Genomic DNA, 22,214 nt, shown 5'->3' on the forward strand with positions numbered 1-22,214 from the left:
AGGCGCACCGATGCGCGACAACTGGGCTCGGGCCGAGCCGGTCAGGACTTGTCGAGGTACGCGATCTTGTTCGGCACGAGGATTCCGTCGACGAGGTCGGCGAGCGGCCGGTGTTCGAGCAGCGTGATGTCCTCGCTCACCACGTCTTCCGCGAGTTCGCGGGCGTCCTCGATGACCTCGACGTCCTCGAGCAGGGACAGGAACCGCAACGACGTGTTGACGCCCGACTGTAGGGACCCGAGCAGATCACCCTCCCGGCGTTGCTCGAGATCGACTCGCGCGAGCTCGAATCCGTCGTTCGAACCGGCCACGGCGCGGAGGCGGTCCATCGACGGCGAGCCGTCCCGGGCATTCGTCATCAGCAGGCACAGGCCCGCATGCCGCCCGCGTCCCACACGACCGCGCAACTGATGCAGCTGGCTCACGCCGAACCGATCGGCGTCGACGATGACCATCGTGGTCGCATTGGGCACGTCGACACCCACCTCGATGACGGTGGTGGACACCAGCACGTCCACCTCGCCCCGACCGAAGGCATCCATGACGGCGTTCTTCTCGTCGGCGGGTAGGCGGCCGTGCAGGAGCTCCACGCGTCGGTGCGCGAACGGGCCGGCGACGAGGGCCTCGTACTGCTCGAGGACCGAGGTCGTCCGCGGGCCCTTCTCCTCGTTGTCGTCGGGCTCGGGTTCGGGCCCGTCGCCGATACGCGAGCACACGACATAGACCTGACGGCCGGCGTCGATCTCCTCGTTTGCGCGCGACCACACCCGTTCGACCCATGAGGATTTCCCGGTGGGCACCACCGACGTGGTGATCGGCTGCCGACCGCGCGGCAGCTCCCGGAGGACCGAGGTCTCGAGGTCACCGAAGGCGGTCATGGCGACGGTCCGCGGGATCGGCGTCGCGGTCATCACGAGGAAATGCGGTATCCGTCCGTCGCGGCCCTTGCCGCGCAACACATCTCGCTGCTCCACGCCGAAGCGGTGCTGTTCGTCGATCACGACGAGTCCGAGGTCGAAGAACTCGACCTTGTCCTCGAGGAGCGCGTGGGTCCCGATCACGATCCCGGCCTGGCCCGTCACCACGTCGAGGAGCGTCTCGCGCCGGCCCTTGGTCTTCATCGAACCCGTCAGCAGCGCGAGGCGCGTCGCGCCGTCGGCCGCGGTCAGTTCGCCCGCCTCGGCGAGGTCGCCCAGCATCGTCTTCATCGTCCGGTAGTGCTGTGCGGCAAGCACTTCCGTCGGGGCCAGGATGGCGCACTGGTACCCGTTGTCGACGACCCGCAGCATTGCCAGCAACGACACGAGTGTCTTCCCGGACCCGACCTCGCCCTGCAACAGCCGCGACATCGGCTGCGCGCGGGCCAGATCCTCGGCGAGCTCCTCCCCCACCTCGACCTGACCGGCGGTCAGGGTGAACGGGAGTCGGTCACGCAACTTGTCCTCGAGACCGCCGGGCACGCGTGGACACGGTGGCGCCGACTCGCTCCGCCCCGCCAACCGGCGCTGCGCCAGCACGGTCTGGATGGCCAGCGCCTCATCGAACTTCAGCCGATGGGCGGCGACCTTCACGTCGTCCTCGGCATCGGGCAGGTGGATCTTGCGGATCGCCTCGTCGGTGCTGACGAGACCCCGCGCGCGGCGTTCGGCTTCGGTGAGTGCGTCGGGAATCGGCGCGCTCTCACTCAGGACCCGGCGGACCGCGCCGAGGATGTCCCAGGTCTGAATGTTCTTGTTGGCCGGGTACATCGGCAGGATGTCGCGGTCGAACATGGTGACCAGGGGGTGATCGCCGCGCTCTCCGGTGATCTGCTCCTCGATCGCGTACATCTCGGTCAGCATCTTGGAACCGACGACGTCCTCGATCTCCGGATCGCCGTCGGGAAGGATCATCCATTCCGGATGCGACAACTGGATCTGGTCGCGGAAGTACTTGACCGCGCCGGCCATCATCACCCGTGCACCGGGTCGGAACAGCCCCTTGAGGCGGTGGGCGTTGAAGAAGCTGGCCTCGTAGACGTCGTTGTCGTCGGTGACCTTCACCTTGAGGAACGACCCTTTGCGGCTCCTCATCTTGATGAGATCGGACTTGGTGATCCGTCCGACGATCGTCAGCCACTCACCCGGTTCGGGCCGCTCCTGGTCGACCACGTGGCCGCGTCGGATGTACCGGCGGGGCGTGTACCGCAACAGCTCCCCGACCGTGTGCACGCCGACGGTGGCGAGCTGTTCGGCGGGCTTGGTCCCCAGGACGTCGGACAGCGAATCCGACAGTGCCAGTTCGGTCACTCCACACCCACCTGGACGAGATCGGTGCGCTGTCCGGTGCGGTACACCGCCAATTCGATGCCGGGGTAGCTGCGCCGCATCTGCTCCGCGACGGCCTCGAGGGCGGCCTCGTCGACCTCGACCCCGGCGAGCACCGTGACGAGCTCGCCTCCGGTGGAGAGCATGAGGTCGACGAGGGCGGTGCACGCCGACGTCTGATCCGGCGCCACGACGAGCACGTCGTCGCCGATCAGCCCCAGCACGTCACCGACCTCGCTCATCCCCGCCAGCGTCATCATCCTCGTGGTCGCCGACTGCAGCGATCCCCAGCGTGCCCCGGCGGCGGCCTCGGCCATCGCGTAGGCGTCGACGTCGGGGACCTCGCTCGGATCGTGCACGGCGAGAGCGGCGAGGCACTGGGTCATCGACGACGTCGGCAGCATCAGGACCGAGCGCTGGGTGGACCGCACCTCGGTGGCGACCGTGACGAGATCCTGCGATGTCAATGCGCCGTTGGCCATGACGACGACGTGCGCGCTGTCGGTGTCGCGGATCGCGCGGCCCAGCTCGTGGGCGGAGAGTCCGTCGTCGGCGCGCAGCACGACCGCACCGGCCTCGCCGAACAGTTCGGCCGCGCCGTCACCGGACACGACGACCACCACCGCCCGTTTGTGCCGGGGCGGCGGCTCAGCCGAATCCGCCTGTGCCCGAATGGCATCGAGAGCGAAGCAAGTGATCCGGACATCCGAGAGCTGCCCGAGGCCCGCGCCGGCCTCGACCGCCGCACCCGGGTGGCAGGTGTGGACGTGTACCGAGAAGCGTTCGCCCTCACCGCTGGAACTGTCGCCGACGATCACCACCGCGTCGCCGAGTTCGTCCAGACGTTCGCGCAGTTCGGCGATCTGCTCGCCGGCCGCACCGTCGAGGAGGTACATGACCTCGAAGTCCTGGTCGCTCCCGTCGAGGCAGCTGTCGTCCGGTCCGTGACCCAGCGTGGTGCTGTCGGTGAGGATGCCCCGGTAACGCCGGCGGCGGTGCGAGACGCCGGTGATGACCTTGACCATGGCGTCCACGATCGCGAGGAAGCCACGCCCGCCCGCGTCCACCACGCCCGCGTTCGCGAGCACCGACAGCTGTTCCGGGGTGCGTTCGAGCGCTTCGGCACAGTCGTCGGCGACGGCGCGCACCTGGTCGGCCGGGGACTCGTGCTCGTGCGCCGCGGCCGATTCGGCGGCGACCCGCACCAGCGTGAGGACCGTACCCTCGCGCGGTTCGCTCACCGCACGGGTCGCCGCGAGCGAACCGAGACGCAGACCCAGCGTCGAGAACTCGGCGAAGGTCAGGGCGTCGGTGTCGCCCAGGATCTCCGCACCGTCCGCGAGTCCGACCAGCACCTGCGAGAGGATGATCCCCGAGTTGCCCCGCGCCTGCGCCACCGCGCCGTCGGCCATCGCGCGGGCGACCTCGGGCAGCGACGCGTCGGGCGGCGTCTTCTCGACCGCCTCGGCCGCGGCCCGCATCGTGAAGAGCATGTTGCTCCCGGTGTCCGAATCGGGGATCGGGAACACGTTGAGGTCGTTGATCTCGCCGCGCAGCGACTCGAGCTGTTCGACCGAGACTCGGGCCCAATCGCGCAGCAACTGCGGGTTGACGGTGCGGGCGATCACACGGTGGCTCTTTCTCGCAGACGCGGCGCGCGACGTACTGTGCTCTCGCGCGCAACGTGACCGGCTGGTGAGGTTGTGGGCAAGGTTACTCGGGGTGTCCGACCGTGCGGCGCGCCCGAGCGGGACCGGGTGGCGGATCGGCTCGGATTTGGTCACGCCACCACGACCTGGTTATCCTTGCAGGGTTGCCTTTCGCCTCGAGCGCGCACACCCACCGGTGGTGCCGATCGATCCGAGCGGCTGAACACCAGACCATGATCATCTACCAAGGGAGTTCGACGATGGCTGCCGTCTGCGATATTTGCGGCAAGGGCCCGGGCTTCGGCAAGTCGGTGTCTCACTCGCACCGCCGTACCAACCGCCGCTGGAACCCGAACATCCAGTCCGTTCGCGTGGAGGTCGCCCCCGGCAACCGCAAGCGCAAGAACGTCTGCACCTCCTGCCTGAAGGCCGGCAAGACCGCAGCTGTCTGACCTCCTCGCCCGTCCGCGGGTGGGAGTTCGAGAGCACGAGACCCGATGCCATGAGCGCAAGCTCCCCGGCATCGGGTCTTTGGCGTGTGCGCGATAGGGTTTCGCGCATGGCCTCATCGAACCCCACCGCCCCCGCTGCCGTAGACGACACCGACGCTCTGGTGCACGAGCGCAACGGCGTCCTCACCCTCGCGGTCTCGACGGCGGGCGCGGGCAACTCGCTCGACGACGCCGCCCTCGCCGCGGGAACCCAGGCACTGCGCGAGGTCGCGCGTGGACAGCGTGACGTGGGGGCGGTCCTGCTCGTCGGGCTGGGCAAGAACTTCTGCGCCGGCGGCAACGTCCGCGCCTTCGCCGGTGCGGACGACCGCCCGACCTACCTGCGCGAGATCGCCGACAACTTCCATCAGCTCGTCGGCGCCCTGTACGAGGCGAACCGCCCCGTCGTCGTCGCCGCGAAGGGCTGGGCCGCCGGCGCGGGCATGTCGCTGGTGTTGCACGCCGACGTCGCCGTCGGTGGTCCGTCGACCCGGCTGCGGCCCGCCTACCGCGGTATCGGTCTCACTCCCGACGGGGGTCTCACCTGGACCCTCCCCCGCGCCGTCGGCGCTGCCCGGGCACGCCAGATCATCCTGACCGACCGCGTCATCAGCGCCGACGAGGCCCAGCAGTGGGGGCTGCTGTCGGAGATCGTCGCCGACGACGAGGTCGAGTCCGCCGCGCGCACGGCCGCCGAGGCCATCGCGTCGGGTCCCCGCGACGCCGACGCGATGACCAAGCATCTGTTGGCCGTCTCCGCCGACACCACGTTGGTCGAGCACCTCGCCCTCGAAGCCCGCTCCATCTCCGAACGGTCCGGACTGCCCGAGGGCATCGAGGGAGTTGACGCCTTCGTCGGCAAGCGCGCGCCGGACTTCACCCGGGGCCGTGCCACCACCGCCCCCTGATCCGAAAGAACTACATAACCATTGCTCCCTGAGGTGCGAGGAGCGCCAGCGACGAGCCACGAAGGGCCTGGTGAGACAGGTTGCGGAGCCCTTCGTGGCTCGCTTCGCTCGCACCTCAGGGAGCAGAGATGTGGACGCTCAAACAGTGTTCTTTCGTAGTCCACGACGGCCGCCAGGCCGCAGGTACTGAGGTGCGAGGAGCGCGTCGAGGTCGACGAGCCTCGAAGGGTCACGGCAGACGCCACTCCACCGGTTCGGCCCCGAGGTCCATCAGTTCCTCGTTGGCCCGGCTGAAGGGTCGGGACCCGAAGAACCCGCGCGAGGCCGACAACGGTGATGGATGCGCCGACACGATGGTCGGGACGTCGGGCAGCCACTTCTCCAGTCCCGCGGCGTCCCGGCCCCACAGGATCGCGACGAGCGGCTCGTCGCGGGCGGCAAGCGCCTTGATCGCGCACTCGGTCACCTCTTCCCAGCCCTTCCCCCGGTGAGAGGCCGGCTCGCCGGGGGCCACCGTGAGCACGCGGTTCAACAGAAGCACACCGTTGTCCGCCCAGGGCGTGAGATCCCCGGTGGTCGGCATGGGGTAGCCGAGATCGGCGCAGTATTCGGTGTAGATGTTCGTCAGGGAACGCGGGATCGGGCGCACGTCGGGCGCCACCGAGAAGCTCAGTCCGACGGCGTGTCCCGGCGTCGGATATGGATCCTGCCCGACGATCAGCACGCGCACGTCGTCGAGGGGGCGCGTGAAGGCCCGCAGGACATGTTGTCCCGCAGGCAGATAGCGCCGCCCCTCGGCGATCTCGGTGCGCAGGAACCGGCCCATCTCGGTGATGAGCGGCTCGACCGGGGCGAGCGCCTGCGCCCAGCCCGGGTCGATCAGTTCGGCAAGGGGTTTGGGTGGTGCGGTCACTCGATTGCCTCCGTCGTGGGCGGTCGCTAGTCCAGTCGTTTCAGGGCGGTGCGATAGTGCTGCGCGTTCTGGAAGTACATCTCGCAGTTGAGTTCGGTGTGCCCCTCCGGTACCTCGTAGCCGTCGCGGAGCCGGGCCGGTACACCGAGCGCCATCCGTCGCGAGGGAACGTCGAACTTGAACGGGACCACCGCGCCGGCTCCGACGATCGCGCCGTCGCCGACCGTGGACCCGTTCAGGACCACCGATCCCGAGGCGATGAGGCAGTCGTTTCCGATCGTCGCGCCCTCTATGTGCGCGTTGTGTCCGACGACGCACCGTTCGCCGATCACGGTCGGGTCGAGAACCGTGCAGTGGATGACGGTGCCGTCCTGGATGTTGCTGCGGGCGCCGACGGTGATGGTCCCGTAGTCGCCGCGGAGTACCGCGCCCGGCCACACCGAGACACCGTCGCCCAGGGTGACCGCGCCGATCACCACCGCGTCCGGGTGCACGTAGGTGTCCTGTCCCAGGACCGGTTCTCGGTCGTCGAGTGCGTAGATCGCCATGAGGCGACTCTAATGGTGCGCCCCGGGGACCTCAGTCACCAGTCGGGTCGGCGAAGGACTGCCACCCGTGCAGTTCGAGACCGTCGGGCCCACCGACCCGGCGGTCGTCGACCCAGACCTCGGGCGCCGACGAGGACTTCTCCCCCACCGAGCCGATGACGGTCCACCCTGGCGGCACCACCGCGGGCCCGCCGAACGCCGCGAGCAGGTGATGGTCCTCGCCGCCGGCCAGTACCCAGCGGTCGACGTCCGCCCCGAGTTCGCTTGCCGCGGCAGCCAGATCCGGGCGCCGCGGTACGGCGTCGCCATGCACGGTCATGGCGACCTGCGCAGCCCTCGACATCGTGAGCAGTTCCTCGACCAGACCGTCGGAGATGTCGGTCATGGCGTGCGCACCTGCCGCCGCGGCGACCGGCCCCTGGGTGAGGTCGGGGTTCGGAACTCGGTGCAGTGCAACCAGTTCCGACCAATCGCTGACCACCGGACGCGGATCGGACAGCACCGCGAGTCCCGCGGCGCTGGCCCCCAGCGGACCGCTCACCGCGAGGACGTCACCAGGCCGGGCACCGCCCAGCGAGACGGGGGGCCGACCCTCGAGCGCGCCGACCGCGGTGATACTCACCACCACCTGACCGGCCGCGACGAGGTCGCCGCCCAGCACCCGGGCCCCCTGTCCGTGTGCCGCGCGGACCACGCCGTCGTTGAGGTCGAGGACGACGCCGACCGGCGTGTCCGACGGACACGCGATGGACACGACGAGACCCGTTGTGCGGCCGCCCATCGCGGCGACGTCGGCGGCACTCTGCACCACCGCGCGGGCGCCGACCTGCTCCGGCGTCGACCAGTCGAATCGGAAGTGGCGCCCCTCGACGACGGTGTCGGTACTGATCACCGCCGATCCCCCGATGTCGAGAACGGCTGCGTCGTCACCGGATCCGATCACGATGTCGTCGGCGGGCTCACCGGAGGTCGCGGACGCGGTCAACGCGGCGATCACGGCACGCTCACCGATGGCCCCGACCGTGTCGGTCCGGTCGATCGCGCGGTCCTGCCGACCTGTCTCGTCGAAGGTCACTCGTCGGGGCCTTTCCTCTTCCGGTCGCGCGCGCACGGGGTTGTCGGTGACAATGTGTGCCACAGTGTATGGGGCCGCCGGGCGAGAGCGATCCGCAACAGTCCGGCCGCCCGCGGCAGTCGTGCACTGCCCGGCGACCGCGCATGCGCCGAGCCGCCGGTACGACAGCCCGTGTCGACGATGTGCCCCATACGATGTGGCCCGGGTACGACACAGACGGAGAGGATGTCCGTGGTTCAGGCATACATACTGATCCAGACCGAGGTCGGCAGGGCCGCCCTCGCAGCTGCGACCATCGCCGAGATCGCCGGGGTCGCCTCGTCGGAAGAGGTCAGTGGGCCGTACGACGTGATCGTCCGGGTCGACGCGTCCGATGCCACCCACCTGACCGAGAACGTGGTTCCGCAGATCCAGAAGGTGGACGGGATCACCCGCACCCTGACCTGCCCGGTGGTCCCCACGACGCGCTGAGGGGCGTCGGCCGGCCGCCGACGACGGGTGATCGTGACGGGTCCCCGTGCGCGGGTTCGGCAGACCGACTCCTACTGTTGTGGGGTGACGTCAGCAGGTTCGGATGACACCCAGCAGGATCCCGTCGACGGCGAATCCGCCGAGGACTCCGCGCGGTATGGCGGCGGCGGACGTCTCAGCCCCGCACTCGTCGCGACCCTGGTAGCCATTCCGGTGATGGTGCTCGCCGGCTTCATCGTGTTCGCCGCGATGCGCCCCGATCCGGTGACCCCGATCGAGTCCTACGACTCCGTCGGCCCGGTCGCCGCGGAGTGCACCCGCTTGCTCACCGAAGCACCGGACACCTTCGAGGGTTTCGGTACCAAAGAGGTCTCCGGCGACCGCGCGACGTGGCCGTCGACCGGCCCGGGCGACGACATGACACTTCGGTGCGGGGTGACCCGACCTGCCGAGCTGTCTCCCACCAGCAATCTCCAGGAGATCCACGCCGCCGGCCAGGCCGGGGTCCAGTGGTTCATCACGGACACGGTCGACGGCTCGGGCCAGGCCTATGTGTGCGTCGACCACCGGCCCTATGTCGCGATGTGGATTCCGACGAACGCCGGCAACGGACCCATCACCGACATCTCGGGACTGATCGACCGCACCCTCGAACGGGGACCGCTCGACTTCGGCTGATCGGCGGCGGGCGCTCAGTCCCGGTAGATCTCCGGCTTGGTGCTGCGGCCCAGCAGCGAATTGACCGCGTCGGCCACCGACATGCCGTCGTGACAGACCTGGTGGACCGCGTCGGTGAGCGGCATCGGCACCTGGTGTCGCTCGGCCAGTGCACGCACCGACGAGCACGACTTGACGCCCTCGGCGACCTGCCCGTTGGTGGCCTCCTGAGCCTGCGCCATGGTGGCACCCTCCCCCAGCCGCGCGCCGAACGTGCGGTTGCGCGACAACGGCGACGAACACGTCGCGACGAGATCCCCGATCCCGGCGAGACCCGCCAGCGTCTCGATCTGCGCGCCCACCGCGACGCCCAACCGGATCGTCTCGGCGAGCCCACGAGTGATGATCGTCGCCAGGGTGTTCTGACCGAACCCGATGCCGCTGGCCATCCCGCAGGCCAGCGCGATGACGTTCTTCGCAGAGCCGCCGATCTCACATCCGACGACGTCGGTGTTGGTGTACGGCCGGAAGTATCGCGTACTGAACGCGCTCTGCAGCGTCACCGCCCGCGCCTCGTCGGCACAGGCGATCACGGTCGCCGCCGGTTGACCCTCCGCGATCTCGCGTGCCAGGTTCGGCCCGGTCAGCACCGCGATCCGGTCGTCGGCGACACCGGTCACCTCGGCGATGACCTCACTCATCCGCAGCAGGGTGTTGGATTCGATGCCCTTGGCGAGCGACACCAACGACGCATCCGACCCGATGTAGGGCGTCCACTGCGTCAGGTTGGGGCGCAACGACTGCGACGGGACACCGCAGACGACGACGTCGGCGCCGAGCAGGGCATCGACCGCCGAACTCGTCGCGGTGAGCGCGGCGGGCAGCGCGATGCCGGGTAGATAGTCGGCGTTGACGTGCTCGGTGTTGATCGCCTCGGCGAGTTCGGGTCGCCGCGCCCAGATCACGGTGTCGGTACCGGCATCGACCAGCACCTTCGCCACCGAGGTTCCCCAGGAACCCGCACCCATCACCGCTGCGCGCACCGCAACCTCCCACCGGGCAAGCCCAATTCCGTATTCCCACCGCCGGCGCCGGCCGGACGGCCGACCCTGCTCACCCTAGTGCCTGCCGGGTATGGCCGACCCGGAATGTCACCGACCAGAGGTCGGTGCATCATGATGGTCGGCATGGAACACAGCACCGTCGGCGCGGGCGCCGACTCGACGGTCGTCGACGCGGGGGGCAACGAGCCCGTCGCGACGTCGGTCGCGGCCGTGCTGGCGGTCAAGAATCTGCACCGCGCGAAGTCACGACTGGCGGCGACGCTGTCCACCGCATTCGAGGGTGACGACCCCGTCGCCCGGGGTTCCCTCGTCCTGGCGATGTTCCTCGACACCGTCGACGCCTTGCGCAGCGCCGGGATCTCTCGGCTCGTCGTCGTCAGCCCCGACGACGAGGTGCTCGCCGCGGCGCGGCGCTCGGGCATGCGCGGCCTGAGCGAGTCGCCGCACCGGGCACCCGCGGACGCCGGTCTCAACTCCGCGTTCGTCGAGGGTGCGCGCTGGGCGCGCGAGGCGTGGCCCGAGTCGACGGGCCTGATGTACGTGCAGGCCGATCTGCCGGCGGCGACGAGCACGTCCGTCGCCGCCGTGTTGCGCGCCGCCGGTGAACACCGCTCGAGCTTCGTCACCGACCGGGACGGATCCGGGACGGTGCTGCTGCACGGCACCGGTACCGGCGTCCCCGCTCCCCGTTTCGGTCCCGGTTCGGCGGCCGCCCACCGGGCCGCCGGCGCCGTCGAACTCGACCCGGCCGGCCGGGAGTGGGCCGACCTGCGCACCGACGTCGACACCGCGGCGGACCTGGGCGTCGCCCGCGAGCTCGGCCTCGGACCGCACACCGTCGCTGCGCTGCGTCATCTCTGACCCCGACCCGCAATCGACAAGCGTCCGACCGGCGGGCGTGTACGCCGGGGACGGCGATGGGTCATCATTGGGGGGTGAGCCCCGCCGACGATGACGTATCGCAGACCGCCACGGTCACCACGACACCGATCCCGCATGCCCCGCCGGCCGCCACCCTGGTGCCCGACGAATCCGCCGACCTGCCCGAGGACCGTTACCTCAACCGGGAATTGAGCTGGCTGGACTTCAACTCCCGGGTGCTCGCGCTCGCCGAGGACATCTCCCTGCCGCTCCTCGATCGTGCGAAGTTCCTCGCCATCTTCGCCTCGAACCTCGACGAGTTCTTCATGGTGCGGGTGGCCGGACTCAAGCGGCGCGACGAGACCGGCCTGTCGGTCCGGTCCGCCGACGGCCTGTCGCCGCGAGAACAACTCATGCGCATCGCCGGACGCGCGCAGACCGTCGCCGACCGGCACGCGCGCGTCTTCCTCGATTCGGTCCGACCGGCGTTGGCCGACAACGACATCTACGTGGTGTCCTGGTCGCAGCTCACCGCCGAGCAGCAGGCGCGGATGACCGATTATTTCCAGGACGAGGTATTTCCGGTCCTGACGCCCCTGGCGGTCGACCCCGCTCATCCGTTCCCGTACATCAGCGGGTTGTCGCTGAACCTCGCGGTCACGGTCCGCGACGTCAACGAGAGCGGCGAGCACTTCGCGCGGGTCAAGGTACCGGACAACGTGAACCGCTTCATCCGCGTCGACCGGCTGTCGCCCGCTCGGGCGTCCGACGACGACAAGGCCGCCAGGAGCGCGGTGTTCCTACCGTTGGAGAGTCTGATCGCGGCCAACCTCGGGACGTTGTTCCCGGGTATGGAAATCGTTGAGCACCACGTCTTCCGGATCACCCGCAACGCCGACTTCGAGGTCGAAGAGGACCGCGACGAGGACCTCCTCCAGGCGCTCGAGCGAGAACTCGCGCGCCGTCGGTTCGGCTCGCCGGTGCGGCTCGAGGTCGCCGACGACATGAGCGAGCACATGCTCGAGTTGTTGCTGCGCGAGCTCGAGGTGGACCCCGCCGACGTCATCCAGGTGCCCGGACTCCTCGATCTGTCATCACTTTTCGAGATCTACGCGCTCGACCGCCCGCATCTCAAGGACCGTCCGTTCGTCCCCGCCACCCACCCCGCGTTCGGCGAGCGAGAGACACCCAAGAGCGTGTTCTCTACTCTTCGCGACGGTGACGTACTCGTCCACCATCCGTACGACTCGTTCTCGACGAGCGTGCAGCGGTTCATCGAGCAGGCCGCGGCCGACCCGCAGGTCCTGGCCATCAAGCAGACGCTGTACCGCACCTCCGGCGACTCCCCGATCGTCAACGCGCTCATCGACGCCGCCGAGGCCGGGAAGCAGGTCGTCGCGCTGGTGGAGATCAAGGCCCGCTTCGACGAGCAGGCGAACATCAAGTGGGCCCGCAAACTGGAACAGGCCGGCGTCCACGTCGTCTACGGCCTCGTCGGTTTGAAGACCCACTGCAAGACCTGCCTGGTGGTGCGTCGCGAGGGCTCGACGATCAAGCGGTACTGCCACATCGGGACCGGCAACTACAACCCGAAGACCGCGCGGCTCTACGAGGACGTGGGCCTGCTGACCGCCGCCCCCGACATCGGCGCCGACCTGACCGACCTGTTCAACACCTTGACCGGCTACTCCCGCAAGCAGGAGTACCGCAACATCCTCGTTGCGCCGCACGGCATCCGGGCGGGCATCATCAAACGGATCCATCGCGAGATCGAGCTGTTCCGCGACGGCGACACGCGCGCGAGAATCCAGCTCAAGGCGAATGCACTGGTCGACGAGCAGGTGATCGATGCGCTGTACCGGGCCTCGCAGAGCGGGGTACCCGTCGACGTCGTCGTCCGTGGCATCAGCGCGCTGCGGCCCGGGGTCGAGGGTTACAGCGACAACATCCACGTGCGGTCGATCCTGGGGCAGTTCCTCGAGCACTCCCGAATCCTGTATTTCGGTGCGCAGAACGAGTACTGGTTCGGCAGCGCGGACATGATGCACCGCAATCTCGATCGGCGCGTGGAGGTCATGGTGAACGTCCGTGACGAGCGTCTGGCCGGTGAACTCGGTGACATCTTCGCCTCCGCCCTCGATCCGCGGACCCGCTGCTGGGTCCTGCAGTCCGACGGGAGCTGGGTGGCCTCACCCGCCGAGGGCGAAGAGGTGCGCGACCATCAGCGACAGATGATGCGGCGCAATCGTCGTCGGCCGGAGACCAGTTCGTGACCGGCACCGACGCGTAACCTTCGACCTCTACGATCACCATCGACATGGCGAAGAAGACGAATGAGGTATGGGCCGCCGGCGGTGTGGTCTGGCGACCGGTTGTCCCCGGTCCGACCGGGAACGATGCCGCCGAGATCGACGATGTCGAGATCGCGGTCGTCCACCGCCCCAAGTACGACGACTGGACGCTGCCCAAGGGAAAGGCCGAGCCGGGCGAGACTCTCATCGACACGGCGGTGCGCGAGATCGCCGAGGAGACGGGCCAACACGTCGTCCTCGGCCGGCACCTGGACGACGTCCACTACGACCTCGGCAGTACCCGCAAGCATGTGCGCTACTGGTCGGCGCGAGCGTCCGACGGAGAGTTCGTCGCCGGGCACGAGGTCGACGAGCTGCGGTGGCTCTCCGTCGACGAGGCCCGGGAGATGTTGAGCTATCCGCTCGATCGCACGATCCTCGAGGAGTTCGTGCGGCTACCCGCGGACCTGCACACGTTCCTGTTGGTACGGCACGCCAAGGCCGGTCGGCGCTCGACCTACAAGGGCGACGACCGGTTGCGGCCCCTCGACAAACTCGGCCGGGCGCAAGCCGCCGCCCTCGCCCCATTGCTGATCGCGTTCGGGGCGAGCCGGGTGCACTCGGCCGATCGCGTCCGCTGTGAGCAGACCCTGGAACCGCTACGCGACCGGCTGGGGGTCGAGTTGCACAGCGAGCCGGATCTGTCGGAGGAGACGTATCGGACCAATCCGGCAGCGGCGCAACGCCGGATCCTCGAACTCGCCGCCGACACGACGTCGACCCTGGCGGTCTGCAGTCAGGGCAAGGTGATCCCGCCCCTCATGGACTGGTGGTCCGAGCGCGACTCGATCCCGCTTCCCAAGGCCTCCAACCGCAAGGGCAGTGTGTGGGTTCTGTCCCTGTTCGACGGCCGGCTGGTGGCGGCCGATCACATCGCCGGGCCGCTCCCGACAGCCTGAGTCCCGCGCCCCCTCAGGTTGACCCCGAACACGATTCAGCCCCCGGCGGGGGAAGTACGCCGGGGGCTGAATTGTGGTCGTCGACCGCGGTTGTCCCGCAGGTCAGCGACGGGTGGTCTTCTTCGCCGCGGTCTTCTTCGCGGCAGCCTTCTTGGCCGGAGCCTTCTTCGCCGCGGTGGCCTTCTTGGCCGGCGCCGCCTTCTTGGCCGGAGCCTTCTTCGCCGCGGTGGTCTTCTTGGCCGCCGTGGTCTTCGCCGGAGCCTTCTTGGCCGCCGTGGTCTTCTTGGCGGCGGCGGTCGTCTTCTTGGCGGCGGTCTTCTTCGCCGGCGCAGCCTTCTTGGCTGCCGTGGTGGTGGCTCCGCTTCCGCGCTTCACAGCCGGACCGGTCGCGGACAGCTTCTGCTTGCCCGCCACAACGGCTTTGAACTGAGCGCCCGGACGGAACGCCGGCACCGAGGTCGCGCGGACCTTGACGGTCTCGCCGGTGCGCGGGTTACGGGCGACGCGCGGTGCGCGCTTCCGCTTCTCGAATACGCCGAAGCCGGTGATCGTCACGCTCTCGCCCTTGTTGACCGCGCGCACGATCGTGTCGACGACGAGCTCGACGGCTTCAGTCGCAGTCTTGCGATCCGCGTCGAGCTTCTTGGTCAGCTCATCAATGAGCTCCGCCTTGTTCATGAGTACCTCCGCAAGCTGATCTGACCGAGTTTCGGCCAGCTACCAACACACGGTAAACGTCGGATGTGAAAACGTCCATCTTCCACGCCAATTAGGACGCCGTGTTGCGAAATGGCATGGCAGCTCACGATGGTGCCGCCGCGGCGAGATGACCCCGCCGCGGCGGTGCGAAATCAGTCCGCGAGGGTGCGCGGCTTGAATGCCGGACGCGCCGACTCGTACTCGGAAATCGCCTCTACCTGGCGCAACGTGAGTCCGATGTCATCGAGACCCTCCATCAGGCGCCACCGCGTGTAGTCATCAATTGCCAACGGCACCACGAGGTCTCCGGCGGTGACCGTCTTATCGACAAGACTCACCGTCACTTCGAGGCCCGGAGTCTCCTCGAGGCGCTTCCACAGCAGTTCGACGTCGGACTGCTCGACCTGCGCGGCCACCAGACCCGCCTTGCCCGAGTTGCCGCGGAAGATGTCGGCGAAACGCGACGAGATCACCACGCGGAAGCCGAAATCGGACAGCGCCCAGACCGCGTGCTCACGCGACGACCCGGTGCCGAAGTCGGGACCGGCAACCAGGACCGACCCGCGGCTCCAGGGCTCGTTGTTGAGGATGAAATCGGGATCGGTCCGCCAACCGGCGAACAGACCGTCCTCAAAGCCGGTGCGCGTCACCCGCTTCAGATAGACGGCCGGGATGATCTGGTCGGTGTCGACGTTGCTGCGACGCAGCGGGACACCGATTCCGGTGTGTTCGGTGAACGGTTCCATGAGAAAGCCCCTGTTCGAATGATGTGGCAGGAATGTGGGTCGGACCGTGACTCAACCGAGATCGGCGGGCGCCGGCTGCGAGTCCAGATCGGCGGGCGCGGACAAGGTGCCGCGCAGCGCGGTGGCCGCTGCCACTCCCGGAGACACGAGGTGCGTTCGGCCACCCTTGCCCTGGCGCCCTTCGAAATTGCGGTTGGAGGTCGACGCACACCGCTCCCCCGGGGCGAGCTGGTCCGGGTTCATGCCCAGGCACATCGAGCACCCGGCCTGCCGCCACTCGGCGCCGGCCGCGAGGAAGATCTCTCCGAGTCCCTCGTCCTCGGCCTGTGCACGCACCCGCATCGAACCGGGCACGATGAGCATCCGCATCCCGTCCGCGACCTTGCGCCCCTTGAGGATGCCGGCGACCTCGCGCAGGTCCTCGATCCGGCCGTTCGTGCAGGAGCCGACGAAGACCGTGTCGACCTTGATGTCGCGCAGCGGCGTTCCGGGCTCGAGGCCCATGTACTCGAGCGCCTTGGCCGCGGCACTCGCCTTGACCTCGTCGCCGTACTCCGCCGGGTCGGGTACCGCCGCGCCGAGCGGGGCACCCTGTCCCGGATTGGTCCCCCACGTGACGAACGGGGTCAGCGAGGCGGCGTCGATGTGCACCTCGGCGTCGAAGGTGGCGCCGGGATCGGTGCGCAGACTGTCCCAATAGTCAACGGCAGCATCCCAATCGGCACCCGAGGGGGCATGCGGGCGGCCCTTGAGGAACTCGTAGGTGACCTCGTCGGGTGCGATCATCCCCGCCCGGGCGCCTGCCTCGATCGACATGTTGCACACCGTCATCCGCGCTTCCATGGAGAGCTTGCGGATCGCCTCCCCGCGGTACTCCAGCACGTAACCCTGCCCGCCGCCGGTGCCGATCTTCGCGATGATCGCGAGGATCAGGTCCTTGCTCGTCACGCCGGGCGGGAGCTCGCCGTCGACGTTGATCGCCATCGTCTTGAACGGGCGCAGCGAGAGGGTCTGCGTCGCCAGGACGTGCTCGACCTCACTGGTACCGATACCCATCGCGATCGCTCCGAAGGCACCGTGTGTGGAGGTGTGGCTGTCACCGCACACGACGGTCATGCCGGGTTGGGTCAGGCCCAGCTGCGGCCCGACCACGTGGACGATGCCCTGCTCGGCGTCACCCATGGGGTGAAGGCGGACGCCGAATTCCTCGCAGTTGCTGCGCAGCGTGTCGACCTGGGTCCGCGACACGGGATCGGCGATGGGCTTGTCGATGTCCACCGTCGGGACGTTGTGGTCCTCGGTCGCGATGGTCAGATCCGGTCGGCGGACCGGACGACCGGCGAGGCGCAGGCCCTCGAAGGCCTGGGGACTGGTGACCTCGTGGACGAGGTGGAGGTCGATGTAGATCAAGTCGGGATTGGTGTTGCCGGACGCATCGACGTCACCGGGGACGACGACATGGTCGCGCCACACCTTCTCGGCGAGAGTCAGCGGCTGGGCTGGGCTGTTGCTCATGGCTTCACTCGTTATCTGCTCGGGTTCTTCGGACTCTGCACGCGGTGTTGACGTTCTGGCTGTGTTTCGAACGTGCATCTCACTATTTGGACAGCTAGTATCGTCCTATGGGAAAGGATACCGCATCCGCGGTCAGCAGCGGAATCGGAGTGCTCGACAAGTCCGTGGCGGTGCTGCACGCGATCGCCGAGGCGCCGTGCAATCTCTCCGAGCTCTGCGAGCGCACCGGTCTGCCCCGGGCGACGGCACATCGACTCGCCGTCGGACTCGAGACGCACCGCTTTCTGACCAGGGATGTCACCGGCCGCTGGCAGCCCGGCCCCGTCCTCGGCGAACTCGCCTCCTCGGCACACGATCCCGTCACCGAGTCCGCTCTCATGGTCCTCCCCCGGCTCCGCGACATCACCGGCGAATCGGTTCAGGTCTATCGCCGCGAAGGGGCCGAACGCGTCTGCGTCGCCGCGATGGAACCACCGACCGGCCTGCGTGACACCGTGCCGGTGGGCACCCGGTTCCCCATGAGCGCAGGGTCCGCGGCGAAGGTCCTCCTCGCCTGGGCCGACCCCGCCACCCAGCGCGCGCTCGTGCCGGACAGCGTCTTCAGCGAGCGCGCACTGCACGAGATCCGCCGGCGCGGGTGGGCCCAGAGCGCCGGTGAACGCGCCGCCGGAGTCGCGAGCGTGTCGGCTCCCGTGCGCGACGGCAACGGTGACGTGGTCGCCGCGATCTCGGTGTCCGGGCCGATCGACCGAATGGGCCGGCGACCCGGTGCACGCTGGGCCGCCGATCTGCTCGCCGCCGCCGACGCCATCCACAAACGCCTCCAGGCCGCACGTCCCTGACCCAGAGCCGTTGCACCCGGAGCGGTTCCGATGAACCCGCCGGTGGGCTAGCGTCGGGGAATGGGAGTCAACCAACGCAATCAGATCGTCATGTCCGAGGCCGAGATCGCGGAGTTCGTGGCGCGCAGTCGGACCGCGACCCTCGCCACCACCGGAGCGGACGGGAGCATCCACCTCGTGGCGATGTGGTACGGGATCATCGACGGCGAGATCTGGTTCGAGACCAAATCCAAGTCGCAGAAGGCGGTCAACATCCGTCGCAACAACCGGTGCTCGGTGATGATCGAGGACGGTGACACCTACGACACACTGCGCGGCGTCACCTTCGAGGGCACTGCCGAGATCCTCGACGACCCGGACTCGTGCCTGAAGGTCGGCATCAGCGTCTGGGAACGCTACACAGCGCCCTACACCGAAGAATCGCGACCATTCGTCGAGCAGATGATGAACAAGCGCGTCGCCGTCCGGATCCGTCCGTCCCGCACCCGTTCCTGGGACCACCGCAAGCTCGGCATCCCCGAGATGCCGGCCTCGGGCACCACCGCCGAATTCCTCTGACCGCAGTCCCGGCGCGACACCTTCTGACCCTCGTCCGTGTTTCGGTGTGATCATCGCAACACGGACGAGATGGTCTGTCGCGCAATGAAAAACACCCTCCCCCTGCATCGCAGAGGAAGGGTGTTTCTCGTAGCCCCGACGGGATTCGAACCCGCGCTACCGCCTTGAGAGGGCGGCGTCCTAGGCCGCTAGACGACGGGGCCATGGGAACTTCCGGCGATCAAGACCTTAGCACGGTCTCGATCTCTTTCTGTCCGCTGGGGTACCAGGACTCGAACCTAGAATGGCGGTACCAGAAACCGCTGTGTTGCCAATTACACCATACCCCATTGGCTTGATTCTCCTTGCGGAAAACTGCCGAGAAAGAGAGTATCAAAGGGTCACCGTAAGTCCACAAACGTGCAGCTCAGCGGCACTATTCGGCTGCGATCTCCCGTGCCGAGGCCAGCCGCGCGAGCGTCTTGTCGCGACCCAGGATCTCCATCGATTCGAAGAGCGGCGGACTGACCTGGGAGCCGGTCACCGCCACGCGTACCGGACCGAACGCCTTGCGCGGTTTGAGCCCCAGATCGTCCACCAGCGCAGCATTCAGTGCGTCCTGCAGTGCGGCGGTGGTGAAGGAGTCCAGCGACTCGACCGCGGCGATGGTGGCGTCCAGGACCGGCACCGCGTCGGCGCCCAGGTTCTTGCTCGCCGCCTTCTCGTCGATCGTGAACTCGTCGTCGGAGACGTAGGCGAAGGAGATGAGGTCCCACGCGTCGCCGAGGACCTGGATACGCGTCTGCACCAATTCGGCCAGAGCCGCGAAGGTCTCGTCGTCGGCGCTCTCGGGGAGCTTGCCCTGCGCGACGAGATACGAGCGCAGCCGCGCCGTGAAGTCGGCGACCTCGAGCATCCGGATGTGCTCGGCGTTGATGGCGTCGGCCTTCTTCTGATCGAACCGTGCGGGGTTCGAGTTGACCTGTCGCACATCGAAAGCCGCGATCATCTCGGCCAGGCTGAAGACGTCGACATCGCTCTTGTAACCCCAGCCGAGCAGCGCGAGGTAGTTGAGCAGACCCTCGGGGATGAAACCGCGGTCGCGATGGTGGAAGAGGTTCGACTGGGGGTCGCGCTTGGAGAGCTTCTTGTTGCCCTCACCCATCACGAAGGGCAGGTGCCCGAAGGCCGGCACGGCGTCGGCGACGCCGATACGGATCAGCGCGTCGTACAGCGCGAGCTGCCGCGGAGTCGACGACAGGAGATCCTCGCCGCGCAGCACATGGGTGATCTTCATCATCGCGTCGTCGACCGGGTTGACCAGCGTGTAGAGCGGATCGCCGGTCGCACGGGTCAGCGCGAAGTCGGGAACGGTACCCGCCTTGATCGTCGTCGTGCCGCGCACGAGATCGTCCCAGGTGAGGTCGGTGTCCGGCATCCGCAGGCGGACAACGGGTTTACGTCCTTCGGCGAGGTAGTCCGCACGTTGCTCGGGCGTCAGGTCACGATCGAAGTTGTCGTACCCGAGCTTGGGGTCGCGTCCGGCGGCGCGGTGCCGGGCCTCCACCTCTTCCGGGGTCGAGAACGCCTCGTAGGCCTCGCCGGCCTCGAGAAGGCGGGCGACGACGTCGGCATGGAGTTCCCGCCGCTCGGACTGCCGGTAGGGACCGTAGGGTCCGCCCACCTCCGGCCCCTCGTCCCAGTCGAGACCGAGCCAGCGCAAGGCGTCTAGGATGGCCTCGTAGGATTCTTCGCTGTCTCGCGACGAGTCGGTGTCCTCGATGCGGAAGACGAAGGTGCCACCGTCGTGCCGGGCCTGCGCGAAATTGAAGAGCGCGGTCCGCACGAGTCCCACGTGGGGAGTGCCGGTCGGGGATGGACAGAATCGGACGCGAACGGCCTCACTACTGGTCATGAGGCTCAGCGTATCGAAGCCGACCGCCGCCCCCGCACGCCCGCCGTCAGGCCCGGTGGCGCTCGCAGAACTCCACCAGGACCCGGTTCACCTCGGCCGGCTGTTCGAGATAACCGAAATGACCGGCCCGCTCGATCTCGACGTACTCCGCGCCTGGAATGGCCTCGGCGACTTCGCGCGCCAGCTTCGCCGGCAGGGTCCGGTCGTCGGCGAATCCGACGACCAGCGCGGGCCGGGTGATGCCGCGGTACGCCGCGAGACGGTTGGACTCCTTGTTGTGGAGTTCGAGCTGTGCGCGGACGCCCGGGGTGATCGTCTGCGGGGAGAACCCGATGATGTCGAGCCAGTCTCGCGCGGTGCGGTCGTCGTCGAGCGTGTGCGGCGACAGGTTGAGATGCGCGGTGATGGCGGCCTCGTACTCCGGTGGCAGCTTGATCTTGTTGTCGTAGAGGGCCCGCTCACCGGCCGAGATCGCTTCCTGCAGTGGGGTGTTGCGGCCGTACGTCGCAACCATCACCGCCGCCTTGACCACGTCGGGGCGGGCCAGCGCCAGCTCCTGGGTGATCCGGGCACCCAACGAGGTGCCGATCACGATCGCCGGACCGCGGCCGAGGTGTTCGATCAGAGCCGCGGTGTCGGCGACCATGTCGTCGAGCGTGAAACCCTCGGCGCACTCCGACGACGGTGCGACACCGCGGTTGTCGAACGTCACGACGGTGAAGCCGGCTTTCACCAGCGCGGGTTCCTGATGCGCCTTCCAGACGCGGCCGGGACTTCCGGTTCCCATGACCATGACCACGAGCGGGCCCGACCCGGCGAGGCTGTAGGAGATGTCGATCCCGTTGACACGGGCCGTGCTGGGAGCTGTCACTTGTCCACCACCGGGTTGGAGAGCGTACCGATACCGTCGACGGTCACCGAGATACGTTGACCGGCGACCATGGGCCCGACCCCTTCCGGGGTGCCCGTGAGGATCACGTCGCCGGGCAGCAGGGTCATCACGCGCGAGATCCACTCGACGATCTCACCGACGTCGTGGAGCATCAGCGATGTCCGGGTCCGCTGCTTGACCTCGCCGTCGAGTTCCGTCACGAGTTCGACGTCCGACGGATCGAGCGAGGTGTCGATCCACGGGCCGAGCGGACAGAAGGTGTCGTACCCCTTGCCGCGGGTCCACTGACCGTCGGCCTGCTGGTGGTCGCGGGCGGTTACGTCGTTGGCGACCGTGTATCCGAGGATCACGCCCTTGGCCTGCGCGGCCTTCACGTCCTTGCACGGGCGTCCGATGACGGCCGCGAGCTCCCCCTCGTAATCGACCCGTTGCGACGACGGCGGACGCACGATGGGCACCTCGGGGCCGATGATCGAAGTGTTGGGCTTGAGGAAGATCACCGGGTCGGCGGGCGCCTCGCCGCCCATCTCCGCCGCGTGTGCGGCGTAGTTCTTGCCGATGCAGATCACCTTGCTGGCGAGGATCGGCGCCAACACCCGGACATCCGCCAGCTTCCACGACCGGCCGGTGAACGTCGGCGTACCGAAGGGATGTTCGGCGATCTCCTTGACGACGGCGTCGTCTCCGTCGCCCTCGACGGACACGAAGGCCACGCCGTCAGGACTCGCAATTCGACCTAAGCGCATGTCCAGACCCTATCGCACCGCCGATCCCACACGTTGGGAGACGAGTTGGCGGACGTCGGTGCCGGTTTTACAATGTGGTCACACTGTTTCATATATTGAGATATCCAACCCCGGTTCACCGGGTCCGGA

Annotated in this window: 21 protein-coding genes and 2 tRNA genes; 9 read left to right on the forward strand and 14 right to left on the reverse strand. The window is 68.2% G+C overall.

Features of this window, described 5'->3' with window-relative positions:
* Nucleotides 1-41 precede the first annotated feature (41 nt).
* On the reverse strand, nucleotides 42-2,288 hold the full coding sequence (gene recG / locus QAD21_RS16080; protein ID WP_205333486.1) for an ATP-dependent DNA helicase RecG: 2,247 nt from the start codon (nucleotides 2,286-2,288) through the stop codon (nucleotides 42-44).
* Nucleotides 2,285-3,934 carry a DAK2 domain-containing protein gene (locus tag QAD21_RS16085; protein ID WP_065632722.1) on the reverse strand — a complete coding sequence of 550 codons (1,650 nt, stop codon included), beginning with the start codon at nucleotides 3,932-3,934 and terminating at the stop codon, nucleotides 2,285-2,287. The genes recG and QAD21_RS16085 overlap by 4 nt, the downstream gene beginning before the upstream one ends.
* A 281-nt stretch (nucleotides 3,935-4,215) precedes the next feature.
* On the opposite strand from QAD21_RS16085, the gene rpmB reads away from it, so the two are divergent.
* Together rpmB and QAD21_RS16095 are read left to right on the forward strand one after the other, a co-directional pair.
* On the forward strand, nucleotides 4,216-4,407 hold the full coding sequence (gene rpmB / locus QAD21_RS16090) for a 50S ribosomal protein L28 (RefSeq protein WP_004023092.1): 192 nt from the start codon (nucleotides 4,216-4,218) through the stop codon (nucleotides 4,405-4,407).
* A gap of 107 nt (nucleotides 4,408-4,514) precedes the next feature.
* Nucleotides 4,515-5,354 (forward strand): enoyl-CoA hydratase-related protein, encoded by an 840-nt coding sequence (locus QAD21_RS16095; RefSeq protein ID WP_205333485.1) that lies wholly within the window; start codon nucleotides 4,515-4,517, stop codon nucleotides 5,352-5,354.
* Nucleotides 5,355-5,583: 229 nt separating this feature from the next.
* On the opposite strand, the gene QAD21_RS16100 is transcribed toward QAD21_RS16095, so the two are convergent.
* From QAD21_RS16100 to QAD21_RS16110, 3 genes are read right to left on the reverse strand one after another with little or no spacing between them, the layout of a single operon-like run.
* Nucleotides 5,584-6,267: a uracil-DNA glycosylase gene (locus QAD21_RS16100; RefSeq protein WP_065632720.1), complete on the reverse strand. Its 684-nt coding sequence runs from the start codon at nucleotides 6,265-6,267 to the stop codon at nucleotides 5,584-5,586.
* Nucleotides 6,268-6,293: 26 nt separating this feature from the next.
* The gene (locus QAD21_RS16105; protein ID WP_058252116.1) at nucleotides 6,294-6,815 is read right to left on the reverse strand and encodes a gamma carbonic anhydrase family protein; all 522 of its coding nucleotides are present in this window, start codon (nucleotides 6,813-6,815) and stop codon (nucleotides 6,294-6,296) included.
* 31 nt (nucleotides 6,816-6,846) lie between these two features.
* Nucleotides 6,847-7,890, reverse strand: a complete 1,044-nt coding sequence (locus QAD21_RS16110; protein WP_205333484.1) for a thiamine-phosphate kinase — start codon at nucleotides 7,888-7,890, stop codon at nucleotides 6,847-6,849.
* Nucleotides 7,891-8,115: 225 nt separating this feature from the next.
* On the opposite strand from QAD21_RS16110, the gene QAD21_RS16115 reads away from it, so the two are divergent.
* Nucleotides 8,116-8,361, forward strand: coding sequence for an Lrp/AsnC ligand binding domain-containing protein (locus QAD21_RS16115; protein WP_058252118.1), 246 nt, complete (start codon nucleotides 8,116-8,118; stop codon nucleotides 8,359-8,361).
* An 84-nt stretch (nucleotides 8,362-8,445) separates the two neighbouring features.
* On the forward strand, nucleotides 8,446-9,039 hold the full coding sequence (locus QAD21_RS16120; protein WP_068970242.1) for a DUF3515 domain-containing protein: 594 nt from the start codon (nucleotides 8,446-8,448) through the stop codon (nucleotides 9,037-9,039).
* A gap of 14 nt (nucleotides 9,040-9,053) precedes the next feature.
* On the opposite strand, the gene QAD21_RS16125 is transcribed toward QAD21_RS16120, so the two are convergent.
* Entirely contained in the window at nucleotides 9,054-10,061 is a 1,008-nt protein-coding gene (locus tag QAD21_RS16125; RefSeq protein WP_058252120.1) for an NAD(P)H-dependent glycerol-3-phosphate dehydrogenase, read from the reverse strand.
* A gap of 144 nt (nucleotides 10,062-10,205) precedes the next feature.
* Between QAD21_RS16125 and cofC the strand changes: the two genes are divergently transcribed.
* From cofC to QAD21_RS16140, 3 genes are all read left to right on the forward strand, one after another.
* Complete coding sequence (cofC, locus tag QAD21_RS16130) at nucleotides 10,206-10,943, forward strand: 2-phospho-L-lactate guanylyltransferase (protein WP_240198668.1); 738 nt, start codon at nucleotides 10,206-10,208, stop codon at nucleotides 10,941-10,943.
* Nucleotides 10,944-11,017: 74 nt separating this feature from the next.
* Complete coding sequence (locus QAD21_RS16135; protein WP_205333482.1) at nucleotides 11,018-13,216, forward strand: RNA degradosome polyphosphate kinase; 2,199 nt, start codon at nucleotides 11,018-11,020, stop codon at nucleotides 13,214-13,216.
* 44 nt (nucleotides 13,217-13,260) lie between these two features.
* Nucleotides 13,261-14,193 carry an NUDIX hydrolase gene (locus QAD21_RS16140; RefSeq protein ID WP_065632716.1) on the forward strand — a complete coding sequence of 311 codons (933 nt, stop codon included), beginning with the start codon at nucleotides 13,261-13,263 and terminating at the stop codon, nucleotides 14,191-14,193.
* A 102-nt stretch (nucleotides 14,194-14,295) separates the two neighbouring features.
* On the opposite strand, the gene QAD21_RS16145 is transcribed toward QAD21_RS16140, so the two are convergent.
* From QAD21_RS16145 to leuC, 3 genes are all read right to left on the reverse strand, one after another.
* The gene (locus QAD21_RS16145) at nucleotides 14,296-14,871 is read right to left on the reverse strand and encodes an HU family DNA-binding protein (RefSeq protein WP_280359864.1); all 576 of its coding nucleotides are present in this window, start codon (nucleotides 14,869-14,871) and stop codon (nucleotides 14,296-14,298) included.
* A gap of 173 nt (nucleotides 14,872-15,044) precedes the next feature.
* Entirely contained in the window at nucleotides 15,045-15,638 is a 594-nt protein-coding gene (gene leuD, locus QAD21_RS16150) for a 3-isopropylmalate dehydratase small subunit (protein WP_065632714.1), read from the reverse strand.
* A 51-nt stretch (nucleotides 15,639-15,689) separates the two neighbouring features.
* Nucleotides 15,690-17,153: a 3-isopropylmalate dehydratase large subunit gene (leuC, locus tag QAD21_RS16155; protein ID WP_065632713.1), complete on the reverse strand. Its 1,464-nt coding sequence runs from the start codon at nucleotides 17,151-17,153 to the stop codon at nucleotides 15,690-15,692.
* Nucleotides 17,154-17,260: 107 nt separating this feature from the next.
* On the opposite strand from leuC, the gene QAD21_RS16160 reads away from it, so the two are divergent.
* Both QAD21_RS16160 and QAD21_RS16165 read left to right on the forward strand, forming a co-directional pair.
* The gene (locus tag QAD21_RS16160) at nucleotides 17,261-17,995 is read left to right on the forward strand and encodes an IclR family transcriptional regulator (RefSeq protein WP_058252125.1); all 735 of its coding nucleotides are present in this window, start codon (nucleotides 17,261-17,263) and stop codon (nucleotides 17,993-17,995) included.
* Between the two features lie 60 nt (nucleotides 17,996-18,055).
* Nucleotides 18,056-18,553 (forward strand): PPOX class F420-dependent oxidoreductase, encoded by a 498-nt coding sequence (locus QAD21_RS16165; protein WP_058252126.1) that lies wholly within the window; start codon nucleotides 18,056-18,058, stop codon nucleotides 18,551-18,553.
* A 130-nt stretch (nucleotides 18,554-18,683) separates the two neighbouring features.
* On the opposite strand, the gene QAD21_RS16170 is transcribed toward QAD21_RS16165, so the two are convergent.
* The 5 genes from QAD21_RS16170 to QAD21_RS16190 all read right to left on the reverse strand — a co-directional run bounded on the left by QAD21_RS16170 (nucleotide 18,684) and on the right by QAD21_RS16190 (nucleotide 22,085).
* A tRNA-Glu gene (locus QAD21_RS16170) sits at nucleotides 18,684-18,756 on the reverse strand.
* A 54-nt stretch (nucleotides 18,757-18,810) separates the two neighbouring features.
* Nucleotides 18,811-18,882: transfer RNA gene (locus QAD21_RS16175), tRNA-Gln, on the reverse strand.
* A gap of 86 nt (nucleotides 18,883-18,968) precedes the next feature.
* Nucleotides 18,969-20,447 (reverse strand): glutamate--tRNA ligase, encoded by a 1,479-nt coding sequence (gene gltX, locus QAD21_RS16180; RefSeq protein ID WP_137808994.1) that lies wholly within the window; start codon nucleotides 20,445-20,447, stop codon nucleotides 18,969-18,971.
* Nucleotides 20,448-20,493: 46 nt separating this feature from the next.
* Entirely contained in the window at nucleotides 20,494-21,318 is an 825-nt protein-coding gene (locus tag QAD21_RS16185) for an alpha/beta hydrolase (protein ID WP_065632710.1), read from the reverse strand.
* Nucleotides 21,315-22,085 (reverse strand): fumarylacetoacetate hydrolase family protein, encoded by a 771-nt coding sequence (locus tag QAD21_RS16190; protein WP_065632709.1) that lies wholly within the window; start codon nucleotides 22,083-22,085, stop codon nucleotides 21,315-21,317. Before QAD21_RS16190 ends, QAD21_RS16185 begins: the two co-directional genes overlap by 4 nt.
* Nucleotides 22,086-22,214 lie beyond the last annotated feature (129 nt).

The organism is Gordonia sp. SMJS1, from assembly GCF_029866425.1.
GTDB lineage: Bacteria > Actinomycetota > Actinomycetes > Mycobacteriales > Mycobacteriaceae > Gordonia > Gordonia hongkongensis.